Origin of the sequence: Nocardioides marinisabuli, from assembly GCF_013466785.1 — a bacterium.
Classification (GTDB): Bacteria; Actinomycetota; Actinomycetes; order Propionibacteriales; family Nocardioidaceae; genus Nocardioides; species Nocardioides marinisabuli.
The window spans coordinates 3,966,302-3,979,669 of sequence record NZ_CP059163.1; the positions used below are offsets into that span (position 1 = coordinate 3,966,302).

At 73.5% G+C, this 13,368-nt stretch carries 16 protein-coding genes; 8 read left to right on the forward strand and 8 right to left on the reverse strand.

The genetic code is table 11. The features are described from left to right. Positions 1-62: 62 nt before the first annotated feature. The gene (locus H0S66_RS19080) at positions 63-710 is read left to right on the forward strand and encodes a potassium channel family protein (protein WP_218877304.1); all 648 of its coding nucleotides are present in this window, start codon (positions 63-65) and stop codon (positions 708-710) included. Further along, complete coding sequence (locus H0S66_RS19085) at positions 710-1,381, forward strand: potassium channel family protein (RefSeq protein WP_179616766.1); 672 nt, start codon at positions 710-712, stop codon at positions 1,379-1,381. Before H0S66_RS19080 ends, H0S66_RS19085 begins: the two co-directional genes overlap by 1 nt. Here H0S66_RS19085 and H0S66_RS19090 read toward each other — a convergent pair. From H0S66_RS19090 to dut, 4 genes are read right to left on the reverse strand one after another with little or no spacing between them, the layout of a single operon-like run. Further along, positions 1,378-2,073 carry a DUF3159 domain-containing protein gene (locus H0S66_RS19090; RefSeq protein ID WP_258017001.1) on the reverse strand — a complete coding sequence of 232 codons (696 nt, stop codon included), beginning with the start codon at positions 2,071-2,073 and terminating at the stop codon, positions 1,378-1,380. The genes H0S66_RS19085 and H0S66_RS19090 overlap by 4 nt on opposite strands. Next, a complete protein-coding gene (locus H0S66_RS19095) occupies positions 2,070-2,432 on the reverse strand; it encodes an OB-fold nucleic acid binding domain-containing protein (RefSeq protein WP_179616767.1) in 363 nt (120 codons plus the stop codon). Before H0S66_RS19095 ends, H0S66_RS19090 begins: the two co-directional genes overlap by 4 nt. Before the next feature lie 6 nt (positions 2,433-2,438). After that, positions 2,439-3,143, reverse strand: coding sequence for a DUF3710 domain-containing protein (locus tag H0S66_RS19100; RefSeq protein WP_179616768.1), 705 nt, complete (start codon positions 3,141-3,143; stop codon positions 2,439-2,441). Positions 3,144-3,190: 47 nt separating this feature from the next. Continuing rightward, entirely contained in the window at positions 3,191-3,595 is a 405-nt protein-coding gene (dut, locus tag H0S66_RS19105; RefSeq protein ID WP_477529336.1) for a dUTP diphosphatase, read from the reverse strand. A 114-nt stretch (positions 3,596-3,709) separates the two neighbouring features. Between dut and H0S66_RS19110 the strand changes: the two genes are divergently transcribed. Then, complete coding sequence (locus H0S66_RS19110; RefSeq protein ID WP_179616769.1) at positions 3,710-4,195, forward strand: DUF3093 domain-containing protein; 486 nt, start codon at positions 3,710-3,712, stop codon at positions 4,193-4,195. Between the two features lie 10 nt (positions 4,196-4,205). Beyond that, positions 4,206-4,499, forward strand: a complete 294-nt coding sequence (locus H0S66_RS19115) for a DUF4235 domain-containing protein (RefSeq protein ID WP_179616770.1) — start codon at positions 4,206-4,208, stop codon at positions 4,497-4,499. Between the two features lie 98 nt (positions 4,500-4,597). Here the strand turns inward: H0S66_RS19115 and H0S66_RS19120 are convergent, their stop codons facing one another. From H0S66_RS19120 to H0S66_RS19130, 3 genes are all read right to left on the reverse strand, one after another. Next, entirely contained in the window at positions 4,598-4,888 is a 291-nt protein-coding gene (locus tag H0S66_RS19120) for a DUF4193 domain-containing protein (protein ID WP_179616771.1), read from the reverse strand. A 127-nt stretch (positions 4,889-5,015) separates the two neighbouring features. After that, positions 5,016-5,849, reverse strand: a complete 834-nt coding sequence (locus tag H0S66_RS19125) for an inositol monophosphatase family protein (protein ID WP_179616772.1) — start codon at positions 5,847-5,849, stop codon at positions 5,016-5,018. Beyond that, complete coding sequence (locus tag H0S66_RS19130) at positions 5,846-6,970, reverse strand: ferrochelatase (RefSeq protein WP_179616773.1); 1,125 nt, start codon at positions 6,968-6,970, stop codon at positions 5,846-5,848. Before H0S66_RS19130 ends, H0S66_RS19125 begins: the two co-directional genes overlap by 4 nt. 94 nt (positions 6,971-7,064) lie before the next feature. Between H0S66_RS19130 and H0S66_RS19135 the strand changes: the two genes are divergently transcribed. Both H0S66_RS19135 and H0S66_RS19140 read left to right on the forward strand, forming a co-directional pair. After that, positions 7,065-8,255 carry an MFS transporter gene (locus H0S66_RS19135; RefSeq protein WP_179616774.1) on the forward strand — a complete coding sequence of 397 codons (1,191 nt, stop codon included), beginning with the start codon at positions 7,065-7,067 and terminating at the stop codon, positions 8,253-8,255. Positions 8,256-8,354: 99 nt separating this feature from the next. After that, positions 8,355-9,653, forward strand: a complete 1,299-nt coding sequence (locus H0S66_RS19140; protein ID WP_179616775.1) for a D-arabinono-1,4-lactone oxidase — start codon at positions 8,355-8,357, stop codon at positions 9,651-9,653. A 9-nt stretch (positions 9,654-9,662) separates the two neighbouring features. Here the strand turns inward: H0S66_RS19140 and H0S66_RS19145 are convergent, their stop codons facing one another. After that, on the reverse strand, positions 9,663-10,298 hold the full coding sequence (locus H0S66_RS19145; protein WP_179616776.1) for a trimeric intracellular cation channel family protein: 636 nt from the start codon (positions 10,296-10,298) through the stop codon (positions 9,663-9,665). Positions 10,299-10,426: 128 nt separating this feature from the next. On the opposite strand from H0S66_RS19145, the gene sepH reads away from it, so the two are divergent. Then, entirely contained in the window at positions 10,427-11,317 is an 891-nt protein-coding gene (gene sepH / locus H0S66_RS19150; protein ID WP_179616777.1) for a septation protein SepH, read from the forward strand. A 55-nt stretch (positions 11,318-11,372) separates the two neighbouring features. Then, positions 11,373-13,364, forward strand: a complete 1,992-nt coding sequence (locus tag H0S66_RS19155; RefSeq protein WP_179616778.1) for an SDR family oxidoreductase — start codon at positions 11,373-11,375, stop codon at positions 13,362-13,364. Positions 13,365-13,368: the final 4 nt, after the last annotated feature.

A 13,368-nucleotide genomic window follows, 5' to 3' on the forward strand; every position in this document is an offset into this window, starting at 1 on the left:
CTACGGCACCGGCGCCCCCGAGCGGCCCTTGCGGCTACCGTGGCCTCGTGCACGTTGTGATCATGGGCTGCGGCCGGGTGGGTTCGACCCTGGCCAACAGCCTCGAGGACCGGAACCACACGGTGTCGATCATCGACAGCGAGCCCGACGCGTTCCGACGCCTCGGGCCCGCCTTCAACGGCGACAAGGTCGCCGGGATCGGCTTCGACCAGCAGGTCATGGAGAAGGCCGGCATCCGCCGCGCCGACGCCTTCGCGGCCGTCTCGAGCGGCGACAACTCCAACATCATCGCCGCCCGGGTCGCGCGCGAGACCTTCGGCATCCAGCAGGTCGTGGCGCGCATCTACGACCCGGGTCGCGCCGAGGTCTACCAGCGCCTGGGCATCACCACGGTCGCCACCGTGAAGTGGACCGCCGACCAGGTGCTGCGCCGCATCCTGCCCGCCGGCGCCGAGCCCGACTTCCGCGACCCCAGCGGGACCATCCGCGTCGACCACATCACCGTGCCCGAGGTCTGGATCGGCAGCCGCACCATCGACCTGCAGGTCCAGAGCCGCAGCCGCATCGCCTGGATCGACCGGCTCGGCGAGGGCATGCTGCCGGTGCGCGAGACCGTCCTGCAGGAGGGCGACATGCTGCACCTGGTGATCCGCGAGGAGAACGCGGCGCACACCTACGAACGGCTCGAGAACGGCCCGGAGGAGAACTGATGCGCGTCGCCATCGCCGGAGCGGGCGCCGTGGGCCGCTCGATCGCCCGTGAGCTGATCACGAACGGCCACGAGGTCCTGCTCATCGACAAGAACGCAGCCTCCATCAAGCCCGAGCGCGTCCCCGACGCCGAGTGGCTGCTGGCCGACTGCTGCGAGATGTCCTCGCTGACCGAGGCGCGCCTGGAGCGCTGCGACGTGCTGATCTCGGCCACCGGCGACGACAAGGCCAACCTGGTCGCCTCGCTGCTGGCCAAGACCGAGTTCGGCGTGCCGCGCACCGTCGGGCGCGTGAACCACCCCAACAACGAGTGGCTCTTCAGCGAGGCCTGGGGCGTCGACGTCAACGTCTCGACGCCGCGCATCATGTCGGCGCTGGTCGAGGAGGCCGTCAGCGTCGGCGACCTGGTGCGGCTCTTCACCTTCCGCCAGGGCAAGGCCAACCTGGTCGAGATGACGCTGCCCGAGGACTCGCCGTACGTCGGCAAGCCCAGCGGGCTGATCCCGCTGCCCGAGAACTGCGCGCTGGTCACCATCCTGCGCGACGGGCAGGTCTACGTGCCGACGCCCGAGCAGCCGGTGGAGTCGGGCGACGAGCTGCTCCTCGTGGTGCCGGCCGAGAAGGAGGACGAGCTCGAGCGGCTGCTCGCGCCCTCCACCCACGGCGGCTAGTCGCGCGGGACGGCCTCGACGGGCGTGTGGTTGCGGCTCAGCACCCACATCATCGTGGCCAGCGCCGCGAGCTGCAGCGGCCAGCCGAGCACGATCTTCAGCACGCCGAGGACCGCGATCGCGGTCTCGGCGGCGATCGCCTCCGACCACCCGCCGAGCCAGATCGGGCCCTGCACGACCACGCGCAGCACGCAGGGCGCGGCCAGCAGCCAGGTCAGGGTGCTGGTCAGGCGCACCACCTGCTTGTCGGAGTGCCAGGCGGTGGCGTCGCCGGTGACGCTGCCGACCATGAACCCCACCAGCGGCCAGCCGACCAGCACGGTCAGCGACAGGACCACGGCGTACCCGCCGTTGTAGAGGATGCCGGGCAGGAAGTAGGCCAGCGCCTGCTCGTCCTCGCTGCCGCCCCGGCGCGCGGCCATGGTGACGAAGAACCAGCCGATGCCGATGCCGAAGAGCGCGTTGACGGCGAACTGCACCGTCGAGCGCTGCACCAGGCGCACCACGAGCGCGAGCACCGCGGCCGCGACGCTGACGACCAGCGCCGTCTGCAGCTGCTTGGTGCTGAGCCAGACCACCGTGAACAGCAGCGTGGGCACGGCCGCCTCGACCATGCCCCGGCGCCCGCCGAGGGCCCTGGCGAGCTGGCTGCGGACGACCGACTCGACGGTCTCGACGTCGGCGGTGCTCACGGGATCAGCTCGTAGCGCGGGTTGAAGATGACGCGGACGCCGTCCTGGGTGCCGATGCGGCCCTCGACCGCCATCGCCACGCCCGGGTTGATGCCAGCGATGCGGCGCCGGCCCAGCCACACGACCGTGATCGACCCGGACCCGTCGAAGAGCTCGGCCTCCAGCGCCGGCACCCCACCGCGCGGGCGCAGCGTGACGGTGCGCAGCGTGCCGCGCAGACGCACCATCGAGCGGTCGGCCGCATCGGCGATGCAGTCGTTGCCCGGCTCGGTGTAGGTGCGGCGCAGGTCGCGCGCCTCCTGGTCCGAGCTGTTGGCCCAGCGGCTGATGCTGCGGCGCAGGCGGCTCTTCTCGGGCATGGTCCCTCAGTCGTGGTCGTGGCCGAAGTGCGGGTCCTCGGTGGTGCGCCCGCGCGCGTCCTTGGTGCCGGGAGGCACCGCCGGGCCGACGCGGCGCGCACCCTCGGGCATGACCAGGTCGAGCGCCTCGCCGACCGGCATGGCGCCCTGGCCGCGCTCCACACCGACCTGGGTCAGCGCGCTGAGCCAGGGCTCGGCGATGTCGGTGCCCCGCGCCGGGGCCCCGATCAGGGTGGCGCGCAGCATCCAGCGGTTGCCGTTGACGCCCACGATGCGCGAGAGCTGCTTGCCGGTGCGCCCGTCGGGCATCGTGCGGGTCAGCTCGCAGAGCAGCTCGGTGCCGTAGCGGCCCTCCTGCTCGGTCGCGGTGCCGCCGCGCTGGACCATGTCGGCCGCGATCTGCGGGCGCACGTCGCCCCACAGGTCGCCGCCGCGGGGGGCGGCGAAGGCGCGCAGCTCGAGCGCACCGTCGGCGCCCGCGAGGAGGACGGCCTGGATCTGCTCGGTGGCCTCGTCGACCTGGAGCCGCAGCTCGAGGCCCTCGGGGGCCACGACCAGCAGCGAGCCGAGGTCGATGCGCTGCAGGCCCTCGGGCACCTCCGGCAGGTCAGCCGCGTCGAAGGGGCCCTCGGGGGCGGCCTCCGGCGTCTCCTTCGATGCCTCGTCGGCCCCGGCGGGCTCGGTGGCGTCGGACTTGCGGCGGAACTTCACGGGCGGGGCTCCTCGGGTGTCTGGGCGGATCGGGCGGGTCCACGACCTCAGGACGAGGCGAACCCACCAGTCGAACCGTATCCCCCGTCACCTCGCAGCGACGAAGGCAGCGCCGCCACCTCCACGAAGCGCGCGCGCTCGACCCGCTGCACGACCAGCTGCGCCACCCGGTCGCCACGACGCAGCTCGACCGGCTCGCGCGGGTCGAGGTTGACCAGCAGGACCTTGACCTCCCCCCGGTAGCCCGCATCGACGGTGCCGGGGGTGTTGACGATCGAGACCCCGTGCCGAGCGGCCAGCCCGGAGCGCGGGTGCACCAGCGCGACGTACCCGGCGGGGAGGGCGATCGCGATGCCGGTCGGCACCAGGGCCCGCTCCCCCGGCTCGAGGCGCACGTCGACCGTGGTGAGCAGGTCGGCCCCCGCGTCGCCGGGGTGGGCGTACGACGGCAGCGGCAGGTCGGCGTCGAGGCGCACCACCTGCACCGGCAGCTCGGGCGGCAGGGAGTCATCCACGACCGGGACCCTAGGTCATCGCCCCGCCCGCCCGGGTGGAAGAATCGCGGTGTGGACGCGACCTCTGACTACCGCGAGCGACTCTCCGTGCCGCTGCGCTGGTGGGTGCAGGGCACGATGCTGGTCGCCAGCCTGTGGCTGGCGGTCGTCGTGGCCGTCCCCGAGCCGCTGGCCTGGGCGATCACCGGCGTGGCGGTGGCCCTGATGGCCGCGCTCCTGCTCGCCTACGGCTCCCCGGTCATCAGCCTCTCCGACGGGGTGCTGCGCGCCGGGCGCGCCCGCATCGACGTGCGCCACCTCGGCGCCGCCGAGGCGCTCGACCCGGAGGCCGCCCGCCGCGCGGCCGGCGTCGAGGCCGACGCCCGCGCCTTCCTGCTGCTGCGCCCCTACCGCAAGCGCTCGGTGCGGGTGGTGGTCGAGGACCCGGCCGACCCGACTCCCTACTGGCTGCTCAGCAGCCGCCGCCCCGAGGCCCTGGTGGCCGCCCTCGAGGCCGCCTCCCCACGGGTGGCCCCGCCCTCCGGGAGCAGTGGGTAGGGTCACGGCCATGGCATCCGGTGACAGCTCCAAGGTCTGGTCCCTCATGTCGCTCGGCTCCTCGGTGGGGGCGGCGATCGTGGCACGCAAGGCGCTCGAGGCGTCCTGGAAGACGGCGGCGCGCCGCAAGCCCCCGGCCAACCCAGCCGACCCCGACATCGACTGGTGGGAGGCCGTGACCTGGGCCCTCACCACCGGCGCGGTCGCCTCGCTGGCGCGGATGCTGGCGCAGCGCCGGGCCGCGGAGTACTACGCGCGCTCCACCGGCCACCTGCCCCCGCCGCTGGTCAAGGACGGCCAGTAGCCGCCGCACCCCCGATCAGCCCGACCAGCCCCGACGACGCCGAAGGCCCGGTCCCCCCTCGAGGGGGGCCGGGCCTTCGCAGGTCTCGCGCGCGTGGGTCAGACGCAGTCGCGGCAGATCATCTTCTTCTCGTCGGCCAGCTGCGAGCGGTGGTGCACCAGGAAGCAGCTCATGCAGGTGAACTCGTCCTCCTGCTTGGGCTTCACCTCCACCGCCAGCTCCTCGTGCGACAGGTCGGCGCCGGGGAGCTCGAAGGACTCAGCGGCCTCGGTCTCGTCCTCGTCGACCTTGCCGGAGTTCTTGTCGTGGCGGCGAGCCTTGAGCTCCTCGATGCTCTCCTCGGACTGGTCTTCCTCGTTCTTGCGCGGTGCGTCGTAGTCGGTGGCCATCGTCGCCTCACTCCCCTCGTGGTCTCGTGTGACTGTGTGTGTCGTCGGGCGCAGATTGTGCACCATGGACGCCGACCTGGATACACCGGCCGGTCGGCGCAGGCGAGAACAGCAGATGACACATCCGTTATTCCCCCGATGTGGGGTAGGCGGCGTAGCCCGCCTCGAGCACCAGCGAACGGAACTCCTCGAAGGAGCCCGCGGGGGCGCACAGCAGCAGGTCACGCCCGCTGGCCCCGGTCATCAGCTCGGTGCGGGCGCCGGCCCCGCGCGCCACCAGGGCGCCGGCGGCGTGGTCCCACAGGTGCACGCCCTCCTCGACGTAGGCGTCGAGGCTGCCCTCGGCCACCCCGCACAGGTCGAGCGCGCAGGAGCCGAGCCGGCGGATGTCGCGCACCCGCGGCAGCAGGTGCGTCAGCGAGCGCGCCTGCCGCTCGCGCACCTCGCTGTCGTAGGAGAACCCCGTCGCCACCAGCGTCTGCGACAGCGGCACCACCCGGCGTACGCCGATCGGCCGGCCGTCGCGGGTCGCGACCGGGCCCTGCGGCCCGACGTGGGCGGCGTACTCGACACCGGTGGCGACGTTGAGCACCACCCCGGCGACCACCTCGGGGCCCTGCGGGCCCTCGACCTCGGCTGCGACGGAGACGGCGTACTGGGGCAGGCCGTAGAGGAAGTTCACGGTGCCGTCGATGGGGTCGACGACCCAGCGCACCCCGGAGGTGCCGACGACGTCGTCGCCCTCCTCGCCCAGCACGGCGTCGTCGGGCCGGGCCTCGAGCAGCAGCCGGCGCACCAGCTCCTCGCTGGCGCGGTCGGTCTCGGTGACCACGTCGACCGCGCTGCTCTTGGTGTCGGCGACCTCGACCCCGCCCCGCCGCTGCTCGCGGACCAGCGCGGCGGCCGAGCGCGCCACCGCGACCGCGAGGTCGCGCAGCTCCTGCGGCGCGGGTGCGCTCACGCCCCGCGACCGCACAGCGCCGGGCGCTCGGCGCGCGGGTTGGCGCAGCAGCCGACCGGGCAGGCGTCCCACATCGGCCCGGTGTCGCCGACGGCGGCGCGGGCGACCTCCTCGCCGCGCTCGACGGTGGCCCGCTCGACCAGCAGGTCGCGCACGGTGGCCACGAAGCGCGCGTCGGTGCCGGCGGTCGCCGCGCGGCGCACCGGCAGGCCGATCCGCTCGGCGGTCTCGACGGCCTCGGTGTCGAGGTCGTAGATGACCTCCATGTGGTCGGAGACGAAGCCCACGGGCACCATCACCGCGGCCGGCACGCCCTGGTCGCGCAGCGCCTCGAGGTGGTCGTTGATGTCGGGCTCCAGCCACGGGACGTGCGGCGCGCCGCTGCGCGAGCAGAAGACCAGGTCGTGCTCGTGGGTGGTGCCGGTCTCGGCGGCCACCCGCTCGGTGACGACCCGGGCCACGTCGCGGTGCTGGGCGACGTAGGCGCCACCGCCCTCGTAGGTCGCCTCCGGGTCGCCGCTGCTCTCGTTCATGGCGGTCGGGATCGAGTGGGTCACGAAGACCAGGCGAGCACCCTCGCGCACGTCGTCGGGCAGGTCGGCCAGGGCCGCCAGGGTCGCGTCGACGTTGGGCTCCACGAAGCCCGGGTGGTTGAAGTAGTGGCGCAGCTTGTCGAGGTGCACCGGCGAGCCCTCGACCCCGCCGGGCAGCGCGTCCACGGCGTCGTAGAGGTTCTCGCGGTACTGCCGGCACGACGACCACGACGAGTAGGCGCTGGTGACGAAGCACGCGGCGCGGGTGACGCCGTCGTCGGCCATCTGCTGCAGCGTCCCGGTCAGGTAGGGGTCCCAGTTGCGGTTGCCCCAGTAGACCGGCAGGTCGATGCCGTGCTCGGCGAGGTCGGCCTCGATGGCCGCCTTCAGCTCGCGGCACTGGTCGTTGATCGGCGAGCGGCCGCCGAAAAGGTGGTAGTGCTGGCCCACCTCCACCAGCCGCTCGCGCGGGATGCCCCGGCCCCGGGTCACGTTCTCGAGGAACGGCACCACGTCGTCGGGCCCCTCCGGGCCGCCGAAGGAAACGAGCAGGAGAGCGTCGTAGGGACGCACGTCGGGAGTCGCCATGCCGCCATCGTAGGGAGGACCCCTCTCACCCCCTCCAGGTGTCGTCGGCGAGGGATTCGCCGGCGGTGATCACCCGGGCTTACGCTCCGCTCGGATGTTCACGTCGTACGCCCGCGTGCTGGGTCGTCCCGGTGCCCTGCGGTTCAGCCTCACCGGGTTCTTCGCGCGCCTGCCGATCAGCATGGTCGGCCTGGGCATCGTGCTCCTCGTCGAGGCCTCGACCGGCTCCTACGGCCTGGCCGGGGCCGTCTCGGCGGCCTACATGCTGGCCAACGCGCTGCTGGCCATCGCCCAGGGCCGCCTGGTCGACCGGCTCGGCCAGGGCCGGGTGCTGGCCGTGGCCAGCGTCGTCTTCGGCCTCGCGCTGACCACGCTGATCTGGTCGGTGCGCGACGGGTGGCCGGTCGCGGCGACGTACGCCGCCGCGGCGCTGGCCGGCGCGACGCTGCCCCAGATCGGCTCGTGCGTGCGGGCGCGCTGGTCGCACGTGCTCGACGCGCCCGCCGACGTGCAGACCGCCTTCGCGCTCGAGGCCGTGGTCGACGAGGCGTGCTTCATCCTCGGCCCGATCCTGGTCACCGTGCTCGCCACCGCCGTGCACCCGGTGGCCGGCCTGGGCTCCGCGATGGTCTTCGGCACCCTGGGCGGGCTGCTCTTCGCCGCCCAGCGGCGCACCGAGCCGCCCACCCAGCCCCACGACCGCACCACCGGCCCCCGACCGCCGCTGCCGTGGCGCACGCTGGTGCCGCTGGCGGCCGTCTCGTTCATGCTCGGGGTGCTCTTCGGCGCCGCCGAGGTCACCACGATCGCCTTCGCCGACGAGCAGGGCAGCCCGGTGTGGGCGGGCGGCCTGCTCGCCCTGTGGGCGCTGGGCAGCCTGGTCTCGGGCGTGGTGACGGGCGCCGTCATCTGGCGGGCCGGCCCGGCCACCCGGCTGAAGTGGGGCGCGTTCGCGATGGCCGCGGCGATGGCCCCGCTGCCCTTCGTCGGGTCGTTGCCGCTGATGGGCCTGGTGCTGCTGGTCGGCGGGGCCGCGATCGCGCCGACGATGATCGCCACCATGTCGCTGACCGAGGCCACGATGCCCCGCAGCCGGCTCACCGAGGGCATGTCGGTGGTGCAGACCGGGCTGGTCGCCGGCGTCGCGCCCGGGGCGACGCTGTCGGGCCTGGTCGTCGACGCCTCGGGCGCCTCGACGGCCTACCTGGTCTCGCTCGGCGCCGGCCTGCTGGCCGTGCTGGCGGCCCAGACGCTCACTTCCGGTGCGGGTCGCGCAGGATCCTGATCCCCGCCCAGGCGGCGAGCGGCACGAGCACGAGCAGGGCGAGGACTGTCCAGAGCATGACGGCATCGTGCCACCGCGGCACGCGCTAGCGTCCCACCCATGTGGCAGAACTGGTCGGGCACCGAGACCACCCACCCGGTGCGGGTGGCCGAGCCGCGCGACGTGGACGACGTGGTCGGCCTCGTGCAGCGGGCGCGCGAGGAGCGCTCGACGCTGAAGATGGTCGGCACCGGCCACAGCTTCACCGGCATCGCCGCACCCGAGCACACGATGCTCAACCCCACCTCGATGAGCGGGGTGGTCGCGGTCGACCGGGAGGCGATGACGGTCACCGCCCTGGCCGGCACCCCCCTGCACGTGCTCAACGCGACCCTGGAGGGCCTGGGGCTGAGCCTGCACAACATGGGCGACATCGCCGAGCAGACCCTCGCGGGGGCCGTCTCGACCGGCACCCACGGCACCGGTGGCGTCGCCGCCGGGCTGGCCGCGCAGGTGGTGGGGCTCGAGATGGTCACCGGTACCGGCGAGGTGCTGCGCGCCGACGCCGAGCACCACCCCGACGTGCTCGCGGTGGCTCGGCTGGGGCTGGGCGCCCTGGGCGTCCTGACCACGCTCACCTTCGCCGTCGAGCCCCTCTTCGTGCTCGAGGCGCACGAGCGGCCGCTGGGCTGGGACGAGGCGCTGGGGTCCTTCGACGACCTCGTGGCCGCCCACCACCACGTCGACCTCTACTGGTTCCCCCACACCGACCGGGTGCAGGCCAAGTGCAACGACCGGCTCGACGTGCCGCTCGAGGAGGCCCGCCCGCTCCCCCGCTGGCGGCACCGCCTCGACGACGACCTGCTCCAGAACACCGCGTTCGGGGCGCTGACGGCGCTCTCGGCCCGGGTCCCGCGCCTCGTGCCGCCGATCAACCGGGCGAGCTCGACCATGCTCTCCGAGCGCACCTACAGCGACGTGGCGCACCGTGTCTTCACCGCGCGGCGCTCGGTCGTCTTCCGCGAGATGGAGTACGCCGTGCCGCGCGAGGCCGGCCTCGCCGCGCTGCGCGAGGCGCGGGCGGCGATCGAGGCCTCCGGGCTGCGGATCAGCTTCCCGGTCGAGGTGCGCACCGCCCCCGCCGACGACGTGCCGCTCTCGACCGCCTCGGGCCGCGACTCGACGTACCTGGCCTTCCACACCCACCGCTCGGTGCCGCACGAGGAGTACTTCGCGCTGCTCGAGCCGATCATGCGCGCCCACGACGGGCGCCCGCACTGGGGCAAGCTGCACTCCCGCACCGCCGACGACCTCGCGCCGGCCTACCCGCGCTTCGAGGAGTTCCTGGCGGTGCGCGAGCGGCTCGACCCCGACCGGGTCCTCACCAACGCCTACCTGCGCCGGGTGCTGGGCGACTGACCCGGGCGCTCAGACGCTGGCGGAGCCCCGGGGCAGGGGTGCCTGCCAGCCGCGCCACATCGCCAGCAGCCGCCACGCCAGGCAGACCGTGGCCCCGGTCAGCGCCGCCACGACGACCGGCAGCCCGCCGCGCTCCATCAGCACCGCCACCATCGCCCCGGCCAGCGCCGGGGTCGCGTAGAGCTCGCCGCGGAAGATGATCGGCACCCGGCCGGCGAGCACGTCGCGCACCATGCCCCCGCCGATGCCGGTGACCATCCCCAGCAGCGCGGCCGGCAGCGGGCCCAGCCCGTAGTCGACGGCCTTGAGGGCGCCCGCGACGCAGAAGAGCGCCAGGCCGAAGGCGTCGAAGACCGTCACCAGCCGCTCCATCCGGCCCAGCGTCGGGTGGTAGACGAAGGCCAGCAGCCCGGCCCCCACCGGCACCAGCAGGTAGCGCCAGTCGGCCAGCGCCGCGGGCGGCGTGGCGTCGATGAGGACGTCGCGCAGGAAGCCGCCGCCCAGGCCGGTGGTGCCCGCGAGCACCAGCACGGCGAAGAGGTCGAGCTCCTTGCGCACCGCGACCAGGGCCCCGGAGATCGCGAACACGAAGATGCCGATGAGGTCGAGGACGACCAGGGTGGGAGCGGGCTCGACAGGTGGCACCCGGCGAGGCTACCCACGACCCGCGCTGCGCAGGGCACGGCGTCCACGGTCGGGGCCCCCTGCTGGCGTAGGCTCAGCGCAGTTGTCGGCACGTCGCCGGCACCGGTGGACGAGGAGGTGGACCGGACATGGTGCACCTGACCCTCGCGGGGGTGAGCGAGGACGGGAAGCGCCTGCTCCTGGTCGACGACACCGGTGTCGAGCACGACCTCGACGTCGACGCCCGGCTCCGCGCCGCCCTGCGCGGCGATTCCTCACGACTCGGCCAGTTGGAGATGAAGATGGACAGCGTCCTGCGCCCTCGCGACATCCAGGCACGGATCCGGGCGGGCGAGACCCCCGAGGCCGTCGCCGACGCGGCCCAGACGAGCGTCGAGAAGATCATGCCGTACGCCGGCCCGGTGCTCGCCGAGCGCGAGCACGTCGCCCAGCGCGCCCAGCGCAGCTCGGTGCGCCGCACCGCCGGCGCCGACGGCGCCCGCACCCTGGGCGAGGCCGTCGAGGCCCACCTGCGCGCCGAGCACGTCGGCCCCGACGTGGTGACCTGGGACGCCTGGCGTCGCGAGGACGGCCGCTGGACCCTGAGCGCCGAGTTCGAGACCCGTCCGCGCAGCGGCCTGGCGCACTTCACCTACGACATGCCCGGCAACTACGTGCTGCTCGACGACGAGGACGCCCGCTGGCTGGTGGGCGAGGTCATCGCCACGGCCACGCTGCCCGCCCCGCTCGACGACCTCCAGCAGGCGCGGGCGCGTCGGCGGGTCTCCCTCGACGACGAGGAGCTGCCGCTGGGTGACGACGCGATCGGCATGGTCTCCCCCGAGCCGGAGCCGGAGCCTGAGCCTGAGCCCGCGCCGGAGCCGGTCGTGGAGCCGGAGCCCGCCGCGGAGGCGGCACCCGAGCCCGAGCCCGAGCCGCAGCCCGAGGCGCCGGTGCGCCGGCCGGTGCGCAAGAGCCGTGGGCGCGCCTCGGTGCCGAGCTGGGACGAGATCATGTTCGGCGGCGGCAAGCCGGAGTAGCAGCAGCTGGTCGCTGGGCCTCCCACCGGGGGGTCCTGACGAGTAGGGTCCGCCCATGTCCTACTTCGTGACCGGCGCCACGGGCTTCATCGGCCGATTCCTCGTGGAGGAGCTCCTCGACCACCGCGAGGGCGAGGTCTTCGTGCTGGTGCGCGAGAGCTCGCTGCCCCGCATGGAGGCCCTCATCCGGCACTGGGGCACCGACCGGGTGACCCCCGTGGTCGGCGACCTCGCCACCGAGGCGCTCGGCGTCGACCCGGCCTGGGTGGCCGAGCACCGGGGGCAGGTCGAGCACTTCTTCCACCTCGCCGCGATCTACGACATGACCGCCGACGACGCCACCAACGAGGCGATGAACGTCGGCGGCACCCGCCACGCGCTGGCCCTGGCCGGCGACCTCGACGTCGGCTGCTTCCACCAGGTCAGCTCGGTGGCCGCGGCCGGGGAGCTGCGCGGCACCTTCGACGAGACGATGTTCGACGAGGGCCAGCACCTGCCCTCGCCGTACCACCGCACCAAGTTCGAGTCCGAGCGCATCGTGCGCGAGGAGGGCAGCGTGCCGTGGCGGGTCTACCGGCCCTCCATCGTGGTCGGCGACTCCCAGACCGGCGCGATGGACAAGGTCGACGGGCCCTACTACTTCTTCGGGCTGATGAAGACCATGCGCGACGTGCTGCCGGCCTGGCTGCCGCTGGCCGGGGTCGACATGGGCGACACCAACGTGGTGCCGGTCGACTACGTCGCCCGCGCGATGGACCACCTCGCCCACCTGCCGGGCCGTGACGGGGAGGCCTTCCACCTGGTCAACCCCGAGCCGCAGCCCGTGGTGGAGATGATCAACGCCTTCTGCGCCGCGGCCGGCGCCCCGACCTTCGCCACCGGCCTCGACCGCGGCCTGACCCGTCGCCTGCCGCGCGCGGTCCAGCCCTCGGGGCTGCTCAACGCCGTGGGCAAGAACGGCGCGCTGCAGGCGGTGCTCGACCTGGTCACCAGCCGCGTCGGCGTCCCGGCCGAGGTGCTGGCGCACACGAGCTTCACCGCCGTCTTCGACTCCCGGCGCACCGAGCGGGCGCTGGCCGGCTCCGGGATCGCCGTGCCCGACCTCGAGTCCTACGCCCGCACGCTCTACTCCTACTGGGAGGAGCACCTCGACGAGACGACCGCCCGCGACCCGCGCATCCGCGCGGCGCTGCAGGGCAAGTACGTCGTCATCACCGGCGCCTCCTCCGGCATCGGCCAGGTCACCGCCCACAAGGTCGCCCAGGCCGGCGGCGTGCCGGTGCTGGTCGCGCGCGGCAAGGACAAGCTCGAGGAGGTGCGCGCCATGATCGAGGTGCGCGGCGGGCAGGCGCTGGTCTACCCGTGCGACCTCTCCGACCTCAAGGCGATCGACCGGCTGTGCGAGCAGCTGGCGAGCGAGCTGCCCTCGGTCGACTACGTGGTCAACAACGCGGGCCGCTCGATCCGTCGCTCGCTGCGCCTGTCCCACGACCGCTTCCACGACTTCGAGCGCACCATGCAGCTCAACTACTTCGGCGCGATCCGCCTGGTGATGGGGCTGCTGCCGACCATGCAGGAGCAGAAGCGCGGGCACGTAGTCAACGTCAGCTCGATCGGCGTCCAGACCAACCCGCCGCGGTTCTCGGCGTACGTCGCCTCGAAGTCGGCGCTCGACTCGTGGAGCAACGTGGTGGCCTCCGAGCTCGTCGGCGACGGCATCACCTTCACCGGCATCCACATGCCGCTGGTGCGCACCCCGATGATCGCGCCGACCAAGATCTACGACAAGTTCCCCACGATCTCACCGGCGCAGGCGGCCGACCTGGTGGTCGAGGCGATGGTCGGGCGGCCCCACGAGATCAACACGCTGCTGGGCAACGCCGGCGCGGTGATGCACACGCTGGCGCCCAAGCTGACCTTCCGGCTGCTCAACATGGCCTACCACGTCTTCCCCGACTCGGCCGCGGCCAAGGGCGAGGGCTCGGGCGGGACCCGCGAGAGCGAGCAGATCATGCTGGCCAAGATCTTCAAGGGCGTGCACTGGTAGGCAC

Excerpts from the sequence above, each read along its gene's own strand:
- H0S66_RS19080 (WP_218877304.1), top strand. The coding sequence starts at position 63 with ATGGGCTGCGGCCGGGTGGGTTCGACCCTGGCCAACAGCCTCGAGGAC.
- H0S66_RS19085 (WP_179616766.1), top strand. The coding sequence starts at position 710 with ATGCGCGTCGCCATCGCCGGAGCGGGCGCCGTGGGCCGCTCGATCGCC.
- H0S66_RS19095 (WP_179616767.1), bottom strand. The coding sequence starts at position 2,432 with ATGCCCGAGAAGAGCCGCCTGCGCCGCAGCATCAGCCGCTGGGCCAAC.
- H0S66_RS19115 (WP_179616770.1), top strand. The coding sequence starts at position 4,206 with ATGGCATCCGGTGACAGCTCCAAGGTCTGGTCCCTCATGTCGCTCGGC.
- H0S66_RS19120 (WP_179616771.1), bottom strand. The coding sequence starts at position 4,888 with ATGGCCACCGACTACGACGCACCGCGCAAGAACGAGGAAGACCAGTCC.
- H0S66_RS19130 (WP_179616773.1), bottom strand. The coding sequence starts at position 6,970 with ATGGCGACTCCCGACGTGCGTCCCTACGACGCTCTCCTGCTCGTTTCC.
- H0S66_RS19135 (WP_179616774.1), top strand. The coding sequence starts at position 7,065 with ATGTTCACGTCGTACGCCCGCGTGCTGGGTCGTCCCGGTGCCCTGCGG.
- H0S66_RS19140 (WP_179616775.1), top strand. The coding sequence starts at position 8,355 with ATGTGGCAGAACTGGTCGGGCACCGAGACCACCCACCCGGTGCGGGTG.
- sepH (WP_179616777.1), top strand. The coding sequence starts at position 10,427 with ATGGTGCACCTGACCCTCGCGGGGGTGAGCGAGGACGGGAAGCGCCTG.
- H0S66_RS19155 (WP_179616778.1), top strand. The coding sequence starts at position 11,373 with ATGTCCTACTTCGTGACCGGCGCCACGGGCTTCATCGGCCGATTCCTC.